We start from the raw sequence: 17,932 nt of genomic DNA on the forward strand, positions 1-17,932 counted from the left end.
GCTCACATCATTAGTTTAGGTGTAGTTAAACTAGCCAGAATATAGCAGAAATCAAAATCTGACACGTAAACATCCGCCGATTGCAACGGCTTCCCGGTAAGGTTGCAGCGGAGCATTTTTTTGTTGACCGGTAGAGCGCAAAAATGCCAATTCCGTATCTTTCGCCTGCAAATTATTAAAGCCAAAGAATCATGAGCATCAAAAGAATGTCCATTGCCCTCCTGTCCGCGTTGGTATTGTTGGCGGCTTGTAGCCGTCCGAAGCCTGCCGAAGAGGCTGCCCCACAGCCGGTAGAACCGAGCTATACCCAGGAAGCGGTGAGCTATAGCCTCGATACAACAACCATGAACGGGTATGTTGCTTACAATCAAACAGATTCGACCAAACGCCCCGGCATCATTGTCGTGCCGGAGTGGTGGGGTGTATCCGACCATGTAAAGACGAGTGCCAACGAGCTGGCGAAGCTGGGTTACGTAGCCCTGGTGGCCGATGTATACGGGAACGGCAAAACGGCCGATAACCCGACCGATGCCGGCGCACTGGCAACTCCTTTTTATCAGAATCCTGTATTGGCAAAGGCTCGTATCGACGCCGCGATTGCCAAACTGAAAACGTATAGCCAGGTAGACACCACCCGGATCGGTGCAATCGGTTACTGCTTTGGCGGTGGCGTATTGCTGAACACAGCCCGGTTGGGTGATGCCGATCTGAAAGCTGTTGTGAGCTTCCACGGTACCCTGATGGGTGGCGTGCCGGCTAAAAAAGAAACGCTGACGGCGAAGATCCTGGTGTGCCATGGTAACGCCGACCCGCTGGTGAAGCCAGCAGAAGTAGAGGCCTTCAAGAAAGAGATGGATGGCATCGGTGCTACCTATACCTTCAAGGCGTATGACAGCGCGCAACACGCCTTCACCAATCCTGCTGCTACCGAGCTTGGCAAGAAGTTTAACTTGCCGATTTCGTACAATGCGAAAGCAGACTCTGCTTCCTGGATCGAAATGAAGACGTTCCTGGCAGACGCACTGAAATAATCGGGGCATTACCCACGTAAACAAAAGGCCGGATCGTACCGGCCTTTTGTTTTTTTAAGACATCTGAATCCTTCCGCGTATTTTTGTATCATGTTTGCACGGGATGAAGCATCACGTACCAAAGAGGAGTTCTGGACTACGTTTGGGAAGTATATGAGCCCCATCCCTTCTGCCGAGGGGTTTAAGATCAATTGGGTGAACTATCACACCAGGCTCAAAGACGTTTACTTCCGGATGGACATCGGGCGAAAGGCCGCGATCATCAGTATATCCATTGAGCACCGGGATCCGGCGCTTCAGGAATTGTACTTTGAGCAGTTCCTGGAACTGAAAAGTCTTTTGCATGCTACGCTGGAAGAAGAATGGCAGTGGCAACTGCACGTGCCCTTGGAGGAAGGGAAAGTGATTAGTCGAATTTTTATGGAGCTGCCGGGTGTTTCCGTTTTTAACAGAGACCATTGGCCAGAACTAATCTCGTTTTTTAAACCCAGGATTATCGCCCTCGACCGTTTCTGGGAGGATGGAAAATATAGTTTTGAGATGTTGAAATGACTACGATGGTAAAGCCTGGATAATGAAAGTACTCCCGTGCATCGGTTTGTTGGTATTTTTTATAGCGGCTCCCGCGTTTGGGCAGCGGCCCGATAAAAGATTATTGGTGCGTATTCTACAGGTGCCCCAACGCGTAATCATCGACGGCAAACGTGTAGTCTATTATGAATTACAGCTCAAGAATATCTCGTCCGATACATTTCATTTAAGAAGGGTAGAGATTTCCGGTGCGGGCCCATTGCTTTCGATCGAAGGAAGTGATCTGGATGAGAGAATGAGTGACGTGGTTCTTACTCCACAACATACGTCCACACTTTATATCGAGTTGGAAAATTTGCAAGCTGACGACAGCCTTCTAAACCATCAGCTGGAGTATGCGTTTCCAATTAAAGACAAAGAACCCGGTGTCTTTCGTTTGTCGGTTGTTACTTCCATTGCAAAGGCTCCTGCTCCTGTTTTATCCGCCCCGTTGCGCGAAGGGAATTGGGCGGCCATCTATAGCCCTGTGTGGCAGCGTGGCCACCGACGAGTATGCTTTACCTTCGACGACACAGATTATCTGCCCGGACGTTTTGCCATCGACTTTGTACGACTGGATTCCGTCGGGCGCTATGCTTCAGGAAATGAGGACAGTGTGGCCAACTGGTATGGATATGGTAATGCAGTGTATGCCGTTGCCGACGGCGCGGTCGTTGCCATGCGGACCGATTTTACAGAGAGTCCGACGTTGTCGGGGCATCCCGCGTATGCGGCGGCGGATGCGACGGGTAACTTTGTTGCGGTCGACATCGGGCACGGCCAGGTTGTTTTTTATGAACACCTGAGGCCGGGAAGCATTCCTGTATCGCGAGGTCAGAGAGTTCGTAAAGGACAAGTGCTCGGCGCGATTGGCTTTACCGGACAGTCAACCGGGCCGCATCTTCACTTGCATGTTGCCAATGCGCCCTTGCCGCTGCGCGCGGAAGGTCTGCCATTTGTATTTCTGGATTTTCAATTAGTAGGACGCTATCCGGATTTCGGTGTATTTGGAAAATCAGTTTGGTCATCTGTAAAAGCTTCAGCCCGCGTGGTGCGCGAACGTCCAGCGCCCAACACTGTCATTCGTTTTACGCAAAGGTAATAATTGACAGAAGCCTGCTTGTTGAGAGCAGGCTTCTTTGGCGATCGTTACTCTTTATTTTGTCAAGGTCAACAAGAGGTCATCCAATCTTTCGAGGGTTGACATCATTCCTTCCTGCATACCCATGTTGAGGACGGTCTCCAGCGCTTCGAGCGACTTGTATTTGACCACGGTTTGCACGAGAGTCTTATCGCTGCCCGCCGGGGTGAATGTTACCACCCATTGAGCACGCGGGAGGTCGGGGTTTATAGCGCCGGTCTCATCGCTGAACGCATCAACCGTTTCGTAGCTTTCGATCGGTGTGATCTTCGTATACTCCGTGCGGCCCCAATACTCCGGTCCTTGCGGGTCGATCATGGCGTATAGCCAATAGCCGCCTTCACGGAAGTCCATGTGTTTTGTTTTTGTTTTTAGTGGTTTGGGCGCGAACCATTGGTTAAGGAGCTCGGCCTTTGTATGGCAATCCCACACCAGTTGACGTCCGGCGGCAAATTCTCTTCTGATGGTGAGTGTGTTTTTTTCTTTGTCAGCAATGAAATCGAATAACAGGTTGTTTTTCATGGTTCGTTCTTTTTAATGATGGATAATAAATTGTCTAATTGATTATAGCGGTCCTCCCAAATCTTTCGAAATTGAGCTAACCAATGATCTATCTCTTTCATCTTGTCAACTTTTAGTTCGTAGTAAATCTCGCGTCCCTTTTGCGTGGCGGTAATGAGCTCGCATTCATTCAGTACCTGCATGTGTTTGGAGATCGTAGGACGAGCAACATCAAAGTTGTCAGCAATAGCGCCGGCAGTCATGGTTTGTGACGCCAGCAGCACCAGTATCGCCCTCCGCGTGGGATCGGCAATAGCTTGAAATGGGTCTCTTCTTAGTTTCATTTTTCACCTGTTTACTGGTTATGTAGCTATGTGGCTACAAATATAACGTAAGTTGAAGTTAAATGGCTACATATTTATTGAATTTTTTTTAAAACGTCCAAAATAGGCTAAAAAGCAACTTTTTAATCGATTTAGGTACTAGCCTAACGGGATGCGAGGGCTGTCTTCATCTTTGAAATTGATAATGAAACCTGTGTTATCGCTATAGAACCGCCATCCTGCCTGACCCAACTTTACATCATCAAACAAAATTTAAGATCATGAAAACCAATATGGAGATCAGTCTGATGACAGCCATGTTCGCATTGTTCATCACGATAGCGAATGCACAGCACAGCGATGAAACCGGCTTTAAAATGCCAGCCTTGAACCCCCAAAGTAAACTCGCCGGACTGAATGGTAATCACGTCGGAGTACGGGTGCCGGATTATGCGGCGGCCATTAAATGGTACACTGAAAAACTTGATTTCCGGGTGATCCATCAATGGGACTACGCTGATGAAAAACTGGCTTACTTGGCACCGGCCAACACCAATGATTTCTGGTTGGAGATACTGGCCGGCGGCAAGCTTGTTGAAAATACCAAGTATGATGATCTGGGCAAAAGCCTGGAGGAAGCCGGCTATCACCATATCTGCATGCACGTGACGAACCTCGATGCAGTACTGGCAGAAATGAAAAAGCGTAACGTGACCATTGTTGGTCAGACGTTTTACCTGGAGGCAATCACGCGCAGGCTGGCGTTCATACAAGACCCATGGGGAAATATGATCGAGCTTGCCGAGGTTGTTAAGAAATAATAGGAGTTACGTTCCAGTCTATTCGTAAAAACCTGCCTGCGGTATCTACTATATCACGGGTAGTAAAAACACCCCCAATACCAATGGATATCAAACAAACACAGGCTTTTTCAGCTATAAATAAGGCTACCGAAAAGGCACAACAATTAGGCGTTAACGCCAATATTACCATCCTGGATACCAGCGGTCATCTAAAGGCATTTCTGCGTATGGACGACGCGTTCCTGGGCTCTATAGACATTGCTATGGGCAAAGCCAAAACTTCCATGTTGTTCCGCATGAACTCTGAAGCTGTTGGTGAATTCCTAAATCCCGAGAACGGGACTTACGGAATGACCAACACCAGCGGCGGACTGGTAGGTTTTAAAGGTGGGATGGCGGTAAAAGCCGCCGGAGAAATCGTTGCATACATCGGTGTATCGGGCGGTAGTCCCGATCAGGACTTTGTGATTGCAACCGCCGGAAGTGAATTATAAACAATACAAATCCATTAAATCATGTCAAACAAAAAAACAATTCTGATTACTGGAGCGGGCTCTGGTTTTGGCGAAGGAGCAGCATACGGTTTCGCAAAATTAGGCCATAAAGTTATTGCCGGTGTCCAAATATCCCCACAGGTAACAGCCATGCGCAAAAAGGTTGAAGAACTCGGGCTTCAAAACAATATCGAAGTCTTTAAACTGGACATCCTCGACAAATATGATATCAATGTCGCGTTGAAATATGATATCGACATCCTGTTTAGCAACGCCGGCATAGGTGAAAGCGGTCCGGTATTTGAAATACCTGTAGAGCTGGTGCGAAAGAACTATGAAACGAACGTCTTTGCTCCGCTTGAGCTTACCCAACAATTTGTAACCAAATGGATAAATGCGGGTAAGGGCGGCAAAGTTGTATTCACCTCGTCCATGGGTGGACTGTTCACGCCATCAGGGTATGGCATTTATGTTTCAACGAAACATGCGTTAGAGGCCGTTGCCGAAGCATTGGCCGATGAGCTGAAACCGTACAATATTAAAGTACAAACCATTAACCCAGGTGCCTACTTGACCGGGTTTAACGAGACCATGGCTGAAAATGCCTTCCGTTGGTTAGATGATAAAAAGAACTTCACCAAACGTGCCGATATGAAAGCAAATTTTGATTCGCTGTTAGGTACGCCGCAAGGCAGGCTTGACCCGACCGAAATGATCGACGCCATCATCAAGATTGTTCCTTCCGATACCGGCAAGTTCCGCAATGTTGTACCTCGGTTCGTAGAAGATATGCTGAAAGAGCATCAGTTGAAGGCCTGGGAAAACATCATTTAATACGACTACTCCCTTAAAATTTTTGGCAGTCGGCCATTGGCCGGCTGCCTTAGGGGTACGCGGCATAAGCGGTAAACAGGCCGGCAATCCGATACTGGCCGCGCAAGCCATTATCAAGATCGTTGAAACTGGAAATCCGCCATTACGTCTGCTGCTCGGGAGCGATGCTTTGCAGGGAGCGAGAGAAAAACTGGCTAAGCTGACAACCGACTACGATGCCTGGGAAAAGACCACGCTCAGTTGTGACTTTATCGATTAACGTATTGATAAGAAGTATACTATGAATAGATTTGTGTAAACCAATCATTGCTGCTCGTATGGCAAAAACAAGTCTCGATAGCAAAGTAATAGATACCTTGCGTGACCTGCCGGATATGATCCCGGTGTTTAGAGAATTTTATCAGGACTGGACGATTCGCGTTTTTAACCGCGAACAGCATGAATGCCGCAATTACTTATCGCCCAATCGCCGCGAATTTTATAAGGCACTTTTTATAACCAAAGGCTCTGGTGTATTTACAATGGGATTGAAAACCTATTATATTGATGAGCCGACCCTGCTGTACATTCACCCCAACGATATCATTTCGTGGAAGAACTTATCAGAGGATCCGGGCGGTTATTATGTTCTTTTTAAAAAGGATTTCATAAATCATCATTTACAGCTGAAGGCTGTTATCGATAAGTTTGGTTTGTTTACACAAAAAGATAGAAGCGTTATCCGTTTAACCGAAAGTGAGGTGCCGCGTATTACCCAGTACTTTGAGAAAATGCAGGAGGAAGAATTGTCCGGAGGCGATTTTAGGGAAGATGCCATGCAGGCTCTCTTGCAATTGCTAATGGTGGAAAGTATGAAACTGGCCCGTTATCCTAAGCCGGATTCGGTCACCGAGGATTATACCCATGTTCATCATTTTTTTAATTTACTGGAGACAGAAACTGCAGGCATTAATTATAGCGCTCCCATACGGATTAAAACAGCCAAGGAGTTTGCGGGAGTCTTGAATATGCATCCTAATTATCTGAATGCCCTGCTAAAAAAACATACCGGACAAAATGCAAGTACGCATATACGCAATCGCATATTGGATGAGGCCAAGGCGCTGCTTATACAAACTGACTGGAGCTTACAAGAAATTGGTTACAGTATAGGCTTTGCGGAGCAACCTAATTTTAACCAGTTCTTCAAAAAAAATACGGGATTTACCCCTGCCGAGTTTAGAAGAAATTCCTAACGAAATTCCATTTTCTTTTGTCACGGCAGCAACGTGTGATTGCTTTGATCCGAAAGCTGCCGGAACCTGGCATTGTCTTATCCGGCAGCGTAGATCTGGAGTTGATGGTGGTCGACTTCGTCGGAGAGGGGAGAATCGAATACCCAAGGCCTAAGCGCCGCTTTTACAGTCCCGACTTGTCGGGATCCACTTACGATCTACTCTCCGATATATAGTCGAGGTGGTTGGAGTCGAACCAACGTGCAACCAGCTACGGTTCCGACACGGTATAAGCGTGAGCCGATACACCTCGTATTTAGAGTCAGCGATCCCGACTCTGTCGGGATGAATATCTGCTTTGCAGGCAAACCCCTTAAACCTATTGGGTACGCTGACGTATAGGCAATACATTGCCAGGCTTCTTTCAACAGTATATAGTGCAGTTGAACAAAGCGACTAAAAAACAAAAGCCCCAGGCGGAGGCCCAGGGCTTTTTGTTAAGTATCTATAGTGTTGCTATATCATAACAATTTTTCCGGGCATGTCCATACCTTTTGCTGATAGCATATATGCTGATAACAGTTGTTGTTCGATATGATGTGACCCGTTTTCATTTTTGAATTGCTGATACAAAGATAAAGTAACTTTTTTTCGATAAGACAAAATATTTATTAAAAAAAGTTAACCGTCCTTTGTTTAATGATGTCAATCTTCCATTGGCCGCGGAGCCGAGGTAGCTCGACGGGCAATAATTTTTTTGTCGCCCTGTTGAATAAAGAATCCTGCCGGGTTTTCATCCTTGTCACGTTCAAACGTTATTTCCATGTCCGTGCCTTCGATAAGGAAGTGATCCTTTTTTATAGGGCGTATGGGTGACTTAGGATTTGACCCTGCCTGGATTGTTAATGCGCCGCCTTCGAGTGTAATATCGATTGGAAATTTTGGTGATTCATAGTGCCCGGTATACTCCCGTTGCTGTGCAGGAGTTAATGTGATGAACGACTTTTCAAACGGGAGAACATAGGCGGGATTCAGGACGACGTTGGTGGTATGTTGGATGATGCTTTGCATCGGATACCGGGCGCCGTTGGTGCAATAGGCGATGGCCAACGAGTCTTGAGGGTAATAGACCAGCATGGCGTGCGAGGCGATGTATCCGCCTCCATGGCCCCAGCCTTGCAAATCGTTATAGGGCATTTTCATAATACCCAGACCGTAGAACCCGTCTGTGGCTGCCATTTCTGTTAGTCTCGGGGATGGGATCAGTCGACCGGAGAACAGCGCAGTAATAAAAAATGCCATGTCGGTGGGTGTGGATACGATGCTGCCCGCGGCGCCCGGTACGTTCGTGCCGAATGATCCTTCCTCGACAGATTGCCAATGGTTATTGTCAAACTGAAAAGCTTGTGCTCTATTTTGGATAGTGTCGGTGGTATTCTTTTGGTAGAATGTATTCTTGAGTTTCAGACGATTTAAGATTCGCTTTGATAGTATAGTTGCGAACGGGGCTTGCTCCAGGTCTTCCAGGATGTACCCCAGCAGCAGGTAATTGGAATTGCTGTATTGGAAGCGCTCGCCGGGTACGAATTCAGGTTGTTGCGCTGCAATGGCGGATACCATTTCCTGACGGGAGTCATCCCGGGGCCGGGCGGAGGAATCGCTGATTTGTGTAAAGTCGTGAATGCCGCTTTGATGCGCTAGCATTTGCCTGATCGTGATGGATGACGCGTTCGCCACTTGCGGAAAGAACCGACTGAGCTTGACTTCCAGCGAAAGCTTGCCTTCGTCCGCCAGTTGCAAGATCATCGTAGCGGTATATATTTTTGTAATCGACCAGGTATGATATTTCGTATTGACATTGGGTGGAAGTGGACGGTTGGCGACGTGCGCGCGGTATCCAAAAGCGTTGGCATATATAATTTTCCCGTTTCTGGCCACCGCGATGCTTCCCATTCCCTGGGATTGATCGGCGAGCCAGGTACAAAGCCGGTCAAGTTTTTTGTTTTGTTCCAGTTGCGCGTAGGTAGTGGTGCTAAGGCATAGCGCGGTCAGGGCAATAAGGCATCCTGCCCCTCGCCGGGCGATTTTTTTATTTCTCATGATGTATTAAATTTTAATTGTTGCGGGTTGGTTTATGCCCTTAGAATTTTTTCGACGTCTTGCAGATAGCCGCTTCCCACAGGAATTTCATGGTGTGATATCCAGAGCGATCGTTTTTCGATCGTGGTTATTTTGTGTTTTGCAATAATGAATGACCTGTGTACGCGTATAAAATCTCTGCCCTGTAACAGGGTTTCCGCTTCGTTCATAGTCAGGCGGGAGAGGATACGCTGCTTTTCGGTTACAAAGCGTACATAGTTCCCATCGCTCTCGGCAAAGAGAATTTCATTCGTATCAACTTTTAGCTGCTCATAACCGCTTTTGATGAAGATGGTGTTGACGCGGTCGGTTGCATGTTTGCGCAGGGTAAGTTGTTGTTGCGCTTTGTTACAGGCTTTGAGAAAACGTTCTAATGAAAACGGTTTGAGCAGGTAGTCGATGGCATCCAGTTCGAAGCTCTGCACGGCATGCTGGCTGTAGGCTGTTGTAAAAATGGCCATCGGTGGGTCGGGCAATGTGCGGATAAAATCGGTGCCCTTGACGTTGGGCATTTCGATGTCCAGGAAAAGCAGGTTTATGTTGTTGGGTTGAATGAACGCGGCGGCTTCAAAGGGATTGACAAAATATCCTTCCATGCGGAGAAAGGTGACCTTCTCGGCGAGTGACCGGATAACTTCCAGGCCGATGGGTTCGTCGTCGATGGCGATAGCACGTAGCATCAGGCAGTCGTCAAAGGTAAGGTAAGCGAAACTACATATTCATTGCCACGGATGCCGTATTCCAACTGGAATTTATCTCCAAACATTAGCTTCAATCGTTCCATCACATTCGGGATGCCAACACCCGACTTCTCGCGCACGATGTTGTCGGGATGTACGCTGTTGCGCACGTTCAGGTACACATGCTTCCGATCGCATCGCACGACAACGGTCACCCAGGACTTGCCCACATTGCTGATGCCGTGTTTAAAGGCGTTCTCCACAAAGGCTATCAACACCATTGGCGGAATATCACCCTCGCAGGCCTCGTCGTTGATGTCAACCTGAACATCGACATTCTGTAAAAGATGTGTCCGCAGGTTTTGAAGCCCAACATAGTTTCGCAGGTAGCTCAATTCTGATTTCAGCGGAATATAGTCCAGTTGGTTTTGATGGAGCATAAACCGCATCATGTCGCCGAGCTGCTGGATGCCTGAGGCCGTCGTCATGGCCTTTTCCATGAGCGCATTGCCATAGAGTGTGTTCAGGCTGTTAAACAAAAAGTGGGGATTGATCTGGTAACGAAGGCTATTGAGGTCTTCCCGTGATTTTGTCAGCGCCTGGCCCACCTTTACGATGGCCAATAACTTATCCTTTCGTTGTTGGAACAGCAGCCAGCTAATTGGCGAAATCACCAGCAAGTTGATCATAACCATGGAGCCATAGATATGTATTCCGTTGCCGCGTAAACCGAAGGTCGCAATAAAGGGCGCTGTGATGACAAACGCAGCCGCAAGCAATGCAGTCAATATCCACCATCCGGGTTTTACCGACAGTCGCGGGAAAAGGTAGTATATATTGAAAAGGAACATGAGCAATGCGCTTGGGATAAAGGAGAATCCCATAAACAGGAGGGCGTGTTTTCCGGGCGTGCCGGGCAGGAGTATCAGGAATGGGAGCAGACACAAATACACGGTGATGATGGAGGCGATCTGGTTTGCCATGATCAAACGCGCTTCTTTTCCGGGCGAATCCCGTTCGAGGTAGTGTATTCCGCCCTCGCGAACGGCCAACAGCATGGCGATTATTCCCACCCAGGCCAGGGAACGATTGAAGCCTGTCCAGAGATTGGTCATAGGCCGGTCATTATACCCAAACCAGGCGAGTATGTCAAAGCCAGCACCTCCATAGTTGAAGACATGGGGATGTGCTACCCAGGTTAGATAGTCGATGGCCCGCCCCAACATGAATGCGATACCGGCTAACAACAACAAGGTCACGGGTATGACTCGTATGATATTTCGCTTGGGCCCGGCAATGTGTTGGGCGGCATATAGCACAGCACCGGATATCGCGAGGTACGCCAGAAAAACAAATACGATCTGGGCGATCTGCGGGAAGAGAATATTATGATGATACGAAAAGCCCTGTATGTTATTTTCGAGGTACTGGGTTTCATGCCATTGCCTCCTTTCTTCCGTCAGACTTTGATTGATCCAGAGGAATTTGATGATAGAGGCGATCACCAATAAGAAGACAAATACAAACTCATATGTCCTAAAGCGTATTTTCATGGTGCTATAAAAATTACACAACAAGAATAACGGGTTTACCTGCGCGTCGCTGTAAAATGTTACGAACACCGGGAAAAATGTGACTAACCACCCGTATAAAACGAAAAACCGCGCCGGAGCTATGTCCGACGCGGTTTTTTTATGGGTCTATCGCTGTAGTGCCGAGGCTTACAGGCTGCCCGATTTCTTCACGATCTTGCCCAGTCTGCCCTTCAGATCTTCGAATAATGCTTCCGTTGCGTCCTGGCAAAGCGGCTGGATTTTTTCTACGTTCATGATCGGTATACCGGCTGCCGCAGGTACTTTACCTTTTGATACAGCGCGCTCGCGGATGCGGAACACTTTGTCGCACTTCTTGTCGTAGAGGAACATGTTAAGGTATGCTACAGCACCGGCAGCAAAGCCCATGGCGCGTGACTCGAATTCATAGTCCATGCTTACAAACAGGATACCGTCGGCGTTCGGGAAGATCTTTGCCAGATTGCAAGGGTCTTGTTTTGCCTCGCTCAGCAGACCCTGTTTGTCACCGTAGGCCCAGATCATGCCAGGTATGATCGCATACTGGATACCCATGGCTTTGTTAAATCCTTTGGAGGTATCGGCGAGCATAACGGACTTGTACGCCTGGTAGTCGGCGTTACTGCTGATCTCTTTTGCTTCGATAAGTTTGAACGGAAAATCTTTTGCGAACTCGTTCACAAAGCGATCGTAAGCTTTTTCAACCAGGGGCTGCAGGTTGAAGGCCGGGTCTTTCATCAGCGATTCGCCGATGGTGGACATGCCGGTACCACCGATTTTTTTGTCACCAAAGAAGGTCACCAGCGCCACCTTTTTTTCCTGGGCAAAGGATGTTGTGAAGGCCAGTAACAACAGGAGTACTGGTAAAGTGCTTTTTTTCATGCGGGTTAGGTTTAAAGATGATATATTGATCAGGCGCAATGATAGAGAATTGAGTATATTTTACTACAGCAAAAAAGAGGTAAACCTTACACGTGCCAGGAGCGTATACGTTCCATAGAGGGGTAGTTGTACGCCCCAGGTCTCGCCTGGCTCGATTTTTTTTAGACGAAGCTAAAAGGATCGAATGGGCTTCAAAATCGGCATTAATTTATATGAAAGAGAATAGGCTTGTCGTCGTAGGGGGCGGTTTCGCCGGAATAAACTTAGCCAAAAAGCTTGCCGGCAAGGATCAGTTTAAGGTCACAATTGTTGATAAAAACAATTACCACTTCTTCCCCCCTTTATTGTACCAGGTTTCCACTGCGTTTATTGAGGCGTCGAATATCAGTTATCCCTTCCGTAAGCTGTTTCAGGAACGGGACAACATCCGTTTTCACATGGGCAGTCTGATAAAAGTGAATCCAGAGAATAATACTATTGAGACAGACACCGGGATATTGCCCTATGATTACCTGGTGCTGGCCGTGGGTACCGAGACCAACTTCTTTGGGAACCAGAACGTCATGCGCTGTGGCCTGCCGATGAAGACCATCGACGACGCATTAAACATCCGGAACCACGTTCTGCTCCGGCTCGAGGAGGCGGTTCGCGCTACCGCCCTGGAGGACAAGGCACGGCTCAGCAATATCGTTTTGGCGGGCGGTGGGCCCACGGGAGTAGAAATGGCTGGTATGATGGCGGAGCTTGCCCATAAAATTGCGGCTAAAGACTATCCTGAAGCAGCCTCCCGCATTGGCAGCATATACCTGATCGATGGTTCGCCCACGTTGCTTGGGCCGATGAGTAAGATGGCACAAGAGGAATCCTTTAAGGTACTTTCTAAGTTCGGTGTAAAGATCATGCTGAATACGTTGGTGAAGGACTACGTGAATGAAACTGTCATTCTTTCCAATGGTGAATCGATCAAAGCGGCTACGCTTATCTGGACATCGGGCGTTATCGGGCGGGAAGTGCCGGGTCTCCCCCCTGAAGTAGTGGCGAGGGGCCGACGCTTACTAGTAGACGAAATAAACAGGATAAAGGGCTATACTAATATTTTTGCCATCGGCGACATTGCTTATCAGACTGCCGACCCGGACTATCCCAACAGCCATCCACAGTTGGCGCAGGTGGCTATTCAACAGGGTACGCTTCTGGCAGAAAATCTGTTGCGTATAGACCGCGGCCAGACGCCGAAACCGTTCCGGTATAATAACAAAGGCAGCATGGCGATCATCTCCAAGTTCAAAGCCGTGGTAGATTTACCGAAAGGATCTTTCAAAGGATTCTTTGCCTGGTTGGTGTGGCTGTTCATTCACATCATTCCGCTGGTAGGCTTCCGCAACCGGGTGAAGCTGGCGTTTAACTGGTTGTTTAGTTTCCTGACAGATGATCCTACGTTACGCCTGATCATTCGACCCAGGAAAAAGGAGATATCCACACAGCCTTGTGTGAAGTAGCCGGTAATTCTTACATTGACTGGGCAGCGTCGCCCTACCAGGTGGGAGCTTCGCAGCAGATTTGTACAATTCCGCAAGGGAAAGGTAAATAGAGGGCACTAATATGATCCTGTGTAGGACGCTATTAGTGCCCTTTTTTGCGGCTACTAAAAAGGACTTTGTAGCAGGTTGAGATTTTTACCGACTACGCAAAAAGACTGCGTAGTATACCCGCAGCTTTGAGCCATTATGTTATTGACCATTACAACAACGCGCACACCCGCAACCGATCTTAGCTATTTGCTGCACAAACATCCAGGGAAGCTACAAGCCGTGGAGCTGTCGCAAGGAGTTGCCCACATTTTTTATCCACACGCGGACGACGACAAATGCACGGTTGCCCTACTGTTAGATATCGATCCGATTGGCCTGGTCAGGAAATCGGGCGAGGGTGGGCCGGACTCCTTTACACTGGGGCACTATGTAAACGACAGGCCGTATGTAGCATCCTCCTTTATGAGTGTAGCCATTGCCAGGGCTTTTTCCACGGCCATGAATGGCACGTGCCAGAAACGCCCCGAGCTGGTGGATGTAACGATGCCTTTTGAGGTGACTATTTCCGTTCTGTCTGCCGCCAGGGGCGGCGAGCTCCTAATCAGACGGCTGTTCGAGCCGCTTGGCTACGCCGTTACAGTAGAACAGTATGTCCTGGACGATAATTTTCCGGAATGGGGTCAGAGTAAATATTTTACGGTGACCCTGAAGGCCGACCTGAAGTTAAAAGATTTATTGTCTCATGTATATGTATTAATTCCTGTGTTGGACAATGAAAAGCATTACTGGGTTAGTCAGCAGGAAGTTGAAAAGCTCTTGCAAAAAGGCGAGCGCTGGTTGCGAGATCATACGGAGAAGGAGCAGATCATTAAACGGTATTTACGAAATATAGGGGGCCTGGCAAAAAATGCCCTGGCCCGGTTGACGGATGATGCACCTGAAGGAAGCGCGCATGACGATGGCGAACGGGATATTGCTAAAGAGAAGCTTCATGATAAGCGGTTGAAAGTCGTACTGGATGAATTGGTGTCGTCTGGTAGCAATACCGTCGTTGACCTGGGATGTGGCGAAGGCAAGCTGCTGAAGATGCTGCTACGGGAAAAGCAGTTCAAAAAAATTCTCGGTGTTGATGTTTCGTATCGTACGTTGGAAAAAGCGGCCCGCCGTCTTGTCTTTGATGAGATGCCACCGAAGCAAAAGGAGCGGATTGAGATCATGCAAGGGGCGCTTACCTATCGCGACAAGCGATTGGTGGGCTTTGATGCTGCCGCTATTGTGGAGGTTATCGAACACCTGGACCTGAATCGCTTGAAAGCCTTTGAACGCGTTGTCTTCGAGTTTGCAAAACCTGGGACAGTGGTGTTAACAACACCCAACCGCGAGTACAACGAACTTTTTGAAACGATGGAGGCGGGAACCATGCGACACACGGACCACCGGTTTGAATGGACAAGAGTCGAATTTGAAACCTGGGCGACAGACGTTGCGAAGAGAAACAACTATAGTGTATCGTTTAAGCCGGTTGGCGATGTCCATGAACGGGTTGGCGCTCCCACACAGATGGCAATTTTTAAAAGAAAAGTTGATGGAAACGAGGAGTAAAGAATTAAAGATACCAGAGCTTTCACTGGTGATGCTGATTGGCGTTAGCGGTTCGGGGAAGTCTACCTTTGCGAAGAAACATTTTAAAGAGACGGAGATCGCGTCTTCGGATCGTTGCCGTGCGATCGTATCGGATGACGAAAATAAACAGGAAGCAACCGATGATGCCTTTGCGTTATTGCATTATATCGCAGCCAGGCGATTAAAGAATGGTTTGCTGACGGTTGTGGATGCTATCAATGTTCAGCCCGAGTCGCGGGCATCTTTGGTTCGCCTGGCGCGTGAATACCATTGTATCCCTGTCGCTATTGTGCTAGACGTGCCGGAACGAGTATGTGAAGCACGAAATGCTCAGCGTCCTGATCGCAATTTTGGTGGACACGTTCTCTATCAGCAACGGTCGCAGCTGAAGCGGTCGCTGCGGAAATTGAAAGATGAAGGGTTTCGTCATATACATGTATTAAAGTCGACAGACGAGATTGAAGCGATTTCGCACATTGCACGTGAAAAGCTGTATAACGACAGGAAGGAACTTGGCGGGCCGTTTGATATCATCGGCGACATCCATGGATGTTTTGATGAACTGATGGAACTGTTGACCAAACTTGGCTACGCCGTTGTGCGTGTGGCGGTACAGCACCGGAACTTTGGCTTTCAGGTTATTCCACCTGCGGGGAGGACAGTGGTTTTCCTGGGCGACCTCGTGGACCGCGGACCCAAGTCGCCGGATGTATTGCGACTAGTCATGAGCATGGTACATGCTGGTACTGCATTTTGTGTGCCCGGGAACCACGATATTAAATTGCATAAGTATCTTCAGGGAAAGAACGTACAAGTACAGCACGGCCTGGAGAAAACGGTTGAGCAGCTTGCGCAGGAAGACGATGGTTTTCGCAGTGATGTCAAAGAGTTTTTATATGACCTGGTAAGCCATTATGTATTTGATCGTGGCAGACTGGTCGTTGCGCATGCCGGATTAAAAGAAGAAATGCAGGGGCGGGGAAGTGGCGTCGTGCGCACATTCTGTCTGTACGGGGAGACTACTGGTGAGATCGATGAGTTTGGTCTGCCTGTCCGGTATAACTGGGCTCTGGAGTACCGTGGCAAAGCTATGGTTGTATATGGACACACGCCAGTGCCAGAGGCCCAGTGGCTCAACCGGACCATCGACATTGACACGGGATGTGTTTTTGGAGGTAAGCTTACGGCCCTGCGGTATCCGGAAGAAGAACTTGTTTCGGTACAAGCCAAACAAGTATACGAGACGCCCGTCCGGCCAATCGACTTTGAGCTCCACCAGCAGATGCTGACCCACCAGCAATCGCACGACGACGTGTTGGATATTGAGGATGTCACGGGCAAGCGCATCATTGCCACACGCCTTCGAAACAACGTAACGGTAAAGGAGGAGAACTCCATTGCCGCGTTGGAGGTCATGAGCCGGTTTGCCATCAATCCAAAGTGGTTGATCTATCTACCACCCACAATGTCGCCTTCCGAAGCCAGTGAGCTGGAAGCTTATCTGGAACATCCCGTGGAGGCCCTGCAATATTTCCGCAGTCAGGGAATTGAAAAGGTGATCTGTGAAGAGAAACATATGGGTTCGCGGGCGGTGTTGATTGTAGGCAAAGACGAAGAGGCCATCCGAAGCCGGTTTGGCGTCGAGCACGAAGGCATCGGCGTGTGTTATACCCGCACGGGTCGGAATTTCTTTAATGACCCACGTCTTGAGAAAGAATTTTTGCTGCGGGTGAACCAGGCGCTTACAACGTCCGGATTTTGGGACACGCTGAATACCGACTGGGTTTGTCTCGATGCTGAGTTAATGCCGTGGTCGGTAAAAGCGCAGGCGCTGCTAAAGGATCAGTATGCTGCAGTAGGGACTGCCGCAACGGCTTCGCTGCGGAACGTCGTAGATGTTTTGGGTCAAACAGCGTCCCGGAACATAGACGGTATTGAGCAACTGTTGTCGAGGTTTCAACAGAAGCAAGATTTGATTGACGACTACAAAACGTCGTACCACCAGTATTGTTGGCCGGTAAACGCGGTAGACGATCTGACGCTGGCGCCGTTTCATATACTGGCGACGGAGGGTGCTGTGCATACAGACAAGAGTCATGCCTGGCACATGAATACCATTCAGGTGATCTGCGATGCCGACCCTGCGTTGTTTTTGGCAACTACGCACAAGATCATCGACGTGTTTGATGATGGGCAGGTAGACGAGGTGGTTCACTGGTGGACCAATCTTACCGGACAAGGTGGCGAAGGAATGGTGATCAAGCCGTACGATTTCGTTGCCATTGGCAGGAAGGGTTTGGTACAGCCGGCGATCAAGTGCAGGGGCAAAGAATATTTGCGCATTATATACGGCCCTGAATATACCGAGGCGGAAAACCTGGACCGGTTAAGGAACCGGAATCTTTCGTTTAAGCGATCCCTGGCGTTGCGTGAGTTCGCCCTGGGTGTAGAGGCGCTGGAGCGGTTTGTACGTAAAGATCCACTGCGAAAGGTGCACGAGTGTGTGTTTGCTGTTTTGGCGTTGGAAAGTGAGGAGGTAGATCCCAGATTGTAAAAAGTAGAGCCCTGGCAAACGTTTACAGGGCTCTCTTTTT

The 17,932-nt window shown here is 48.6% G+C and carries 17 protein-coding genes; 11 read left to right on the top strand and 6 right to left on the bottom strand.

The window, feature by feature from the left end; translation table 11 throughout:
* Positions 1–191 precede the first annotated feature (191 nt).
* The 3 genes from K7P01_RS13980 (at position 192) to K7P01_RS13990 (ending at position 2,703) form a co-directional block, all read left to right on the top strand.
* Complete coding sequence (locus K7P01_RS13980; protein ID WP_267293970.1) at positions 192–1,031, top strand: dienelactone hydrolase family protein; 840 nt, start codon at positions 192–194, stop codon at positions 1,029–1,031.
* Positions 1,032–1,121: 90 nt separating this feature from the next.
* Positions 1,122–1,583, top strand: coding sequence for a DUF4268 domain-containing protein (locus tag K7P01_RS13985; protein ID WP_267293972.1), 462 nt, complete (start codon positions 1,122–1,124; stop codon positions 1,581–1,583).
* A gap of 22 nt (positions 1,584–1,605) precedes the next feature.
* Entirely contained in the window at positions 1,606–2,703 is a 1,098-nt protein-coding gene (locus tag K7P01_RS13990; RefSeq protein WP_267293974.1) for a M23 family metallopeptidase, read from the top strand.
* A 54-nt stretch (positions 2,704–2,757) separates the two neighbouring features.
* Here the strand turns inward: K7P01_RS13990 and K7P01_RS13995 are convergent, their stop codons facing one another.
* Both K7P01_RS13995 and K7P01_RS14000 read right to left on the bottom strand, forming a co-directional pair.
* On the bottom strand, positions 2,758–3,264 hold the full coding sequence (locus K7P01_RS13995) for an SRPBCC family protein (protein ID WP_267293976.1): 507 nt from the start codon (positions 3,262–3,264) through the stop codon (positions 2,758–2,760).
* Entirely contained in the window at positions 3,261–3,587 is a 327-nt protein-coding gene (locus K7P01_RS14000) for a metalloregulator ArsR/SmtB family transcription factor (RefSeq protein ID WP_254082809.1), read from the bottom strand. Before K7P01_RS14000 ends, K7P01_RS13995 begins: the two co-directional genes overlap by 4 nt.
* 260 nt (positions 3,588–3,847) lie before the next feature.
* Here K7P01_RS14000 and K7P01_RS14005 point away from each other — a divergent pair, with 260 nt between their 5' ends.
* From K7P01_RS14005 to K7P01_RS14025, 5 genes are all read left to right on the top strand, one after another.
* A complete protein-coding gene (locus K7P01_RS14005) occupies positions 3,848–4,387 on the top strand; it encodes a VOC family protein (RefSeq protein ID WP_267293980.1) in 540 nt (179 codons plus the stop codon).
* A gap of 83 nt (positions 4,388–4,470) precedes the next feature.
* Positions 4,471–4,863, top strand: coding sequence for a GlcG/HbpS family heme-binding protein (locus tag K7P01_RS14010; protein ID WP_267293982.1), 393 nt, complete (start codon positions 4,471–4,473; stop codon positions 4,861–4,863).
* A gap of 21 nt (positions 4,864–4,884) precedes the next feature.
* Positions 4,885–5,697: an SDR family oxidoreductase gene (locus K7P01_RS14015; RefSeq protein WP_267293984.1), complete on the top strand. Its 813-nt coding sequence runs from the start codon at positions 4,885–4,887 to the stop codon at positions 5,695–5,697.
* Positions 5,698–5,719: 22 nt separating this feature from the next.
* Entirely contained in the window at positions 5,720–5,956 is a 237-nt protein-coding gene (locus K7P01_RS14020; protein WP_267293986.1) for a Rossmann-fold NAD(P)-binding domain-containing protein, read from the top strand.
* Positions 5,957–6,014: 58 nt separating this feature from the next.
* Entirely contained in the window at positions 6,015–6,932 is a 918-nt protein-coding gene (locus K7P01_RS14025; RefSeq protein ID WP_267293988.1) for an AraC family transcriptional regulator, read from the top strand.
* A 684-nt stretch (positions 6,933–7,616) separates the two neighbouring features.
* Here K7P01_RS14025 and K7P01_RS14030 read toward each other — a convergent pair.
* The 4 genes from K7P01_RS14030 to K7P01_RS14045 form a co-directional block, all read right to left on the bottom strand.
* Positions 7,617–9,011, bottom strand: a complete 1,395-nt coding sequence (locus K7P01_RS14030; RefSeq protein WP_267293990.1) for a beta-lactamase family protein — start codon at positions 9,009–9,011, stop codon at positions 7,617–7,619.
* 32 nt (positions 9,012–9,043) lie between these two features.
* Positions 9,044–9,730, bottom strand: a complete 687-nt coding sequence (locus K7P01_RS14035; protein WP_267293992.1) for a LytR/AlgR family response regulator transcription factor — start codon at positions 9,728–9,730, stop codon at positions 9,044–9,046.
* Positions 9,730–11,283, bottom strand: coding sequence for a sensor histidine kinase (locus K7P01_RS14040; RefSeq protein ID WP_267293994.1), 1,554 nt, complete (start codon positions 11,281–11,283; stop codon positions 9,730–9,732). The genes K7P01_RS14035 and K7P01_RS14040 overlap by 1 nt, the downstream gene beginning before the upstream one ends.
* A 168-nt stretch (positions 11,284–11,451) precedes the next feature.
* The gene (locus tag K7P01_RS14045; protein ID WP_267293996.1) at positions 11,452–12,183 is read right to left on the bottom strand and encodes a hypothetical protein; all 732 of its coding nucleotides are present in this window, start codon (positions 12,181–12,183) and stop codon (positions 11,452–11,454) included.
* Positions 12,184–12,395: 212 nt separating this feature from the next.
* On the opposite strand from K7P01_RS14045, the gene K7P01_RS14050 reads away from it, so the two are divergent.
* The 3 genes from K7P01_RS14050 to K7P01_RS14060 all read left to right on the top strand — a co-directional run bounded on the left by K7P01_RS14050 (position 12,396) and on the right by K7P01_RS14060 (position 17,892).
* Positions 12,396–13,682 (top strand): NAD(P)/FAD-dependent oxidoreductase, encoded by a 1,287-nt coding sequence (locus K7P01_RS14050; RefSeq protein ID WP_267293998.1) that lies wholly within the window; start codon positions 12,396–12,398, stop codon positions 13,680–13,682.
* 228 nt (positions 13,683–13,910) lie between these two features.
* Positions 13,911–15,317, top strand: coding sequence for a 3' terminal RNA ribose 2'-O-methyltransferase Hen1 (locus K7P01_RS14055; RefSeq protein WP_267294000.1), 1,407 nt, complete (start codon positions 13,911–13,913; stop codon positions 15,315–15,317).
* Entirely contained in the window at positions 15,301–17,892 is a 2,592-nt protein-coding gene (locus tag K7P01_RS14060; RefSeq protein ID WP_267294002.1) for a polynucleotide kinase-phosphatase, read from the top strand. Before K7P01_RS14055 ends, K7P01_RS14060 begins: the two co-directional genes overlap by 17 nt.
* Positions 17,893–17,932 lie beyond the last annotated feature (40 nt).

Source organism: Parachryseolinea silvisoli, assembly GCF_021190955.1.
Classification (GTDB): domain Bacteria; phylum Bacteroidota; class Bacteroidia; order Cytophagales; family Cyclobacteriaceae; genus Ohtaekwangia; species Ohtaekwangia silvisoli.

Coding starts and splice junctions, on each gene's coding strand:
- K7P01_RS13990 (WP_267293974.1), top strand. CDS start 1,606: ATGAAAGTACTCCCGTGCATCGGTTTGTTGGTATTTTTTATAGCGGCT.
- K7P01_RS13985 (WP_267293972.1), top strand. CDS start 1,122: ATGTTTGCACGGGATGAAGCATCACGTACCAAAGAGGAGTTCTGGACT.
- K7P01_RS14005 (WP_267293980.1), top strand. CDS start 3,848: ATGAAAACCAATATGGAGATCAGTCTGATGACAGCCATGTTCGCATTG.
- K7P01_RS14000 (WP_254082809.1), bottom strand. CDS start 3,587: ATGAAACTAAGAAGAGACCCATTTCAAGCTATTGCCGATCCCACGCGG.
- K7P01_RS14010 (WP_267293982.1), top strand. CDS start 4,471: ATGGATATCAAACAAACACAGGCTTTTTCAGCTATAAATAAGGCTACC.
- K7P01_RS14015 (WP_267293984.1), top strand. CDS start 4,885: ATGTCAAACAAAAAAACAATTCTGATTACTGGAGCGGGCTCTGGTTTT.
- K7P01_RS14035 (WP_267293992.1), bottom strand. CDS start 9,730: ATGCTACGTGCTATCGCCATCGACGACGAACCCATCGGCCTGGAAGTT.
- K7P01_RS14040 (WP_267293994.1), bottom strand. CDS start 11,283: ATGAAAATACGCTTTAGGACATATGAGTTTGTATTTGTCTTCTTATTG.
- K7P01_RS14050 (WP_267293998.1), top strand. CDS start 12,396: ATGAAAGAGAATAGGCTTGTCGTCGTAGGGGGCGGTTTCGCCGGAATA.
- K7P01_RS13995 (WP_267293976.1), bottom strand. CDS start 3,264: ATGAAAAACAACCTGTTATTCGATTTCATTGCTGACAAAGAAAAAAAC.
- K7P01_RS14045 (WP_267293996.1), bottom strand. CDS start 12,183: ATGAAAAAAAGCACTTTACCAGTACTCCTGTTGTTACTGGCCTTCACA.
- K7P01_RS14030 (WP_267293990.1), bottom strand. CDS start 9,011: ATGAGAAATAAAAAAATCGCCCGGCGAGGGGCAGGATGCCTTATTGCC.
- K7P01_RS14025 (WP_267293988.1), top strand. CDS start 6,015: ATGGCAAAAACAAGTCTCGATAGCAAAGTAATAGATACCTTGCGTGAC.
- K7P01_RS13980 (WP_267293970.1), top strand. CDS start 192: ATGAGCATCAAAAGAATGTCCATTGCCCTCCTGTCCGCGTTGGTATTG.
- K7P01_RS14055 (WP_267294000.1), top strand. CDS start 13,911: ATGTTATTGACCATTACAACAACGCGCACACCCGCAACCGATCTTAGC.
- K7P01_RS14060 (WP_267294002.1), top strand. CDS start 15,301: ATGGAAACGAGGAGTAAAGAATTAAAGATACCAGAGCTTTCACTGGTG.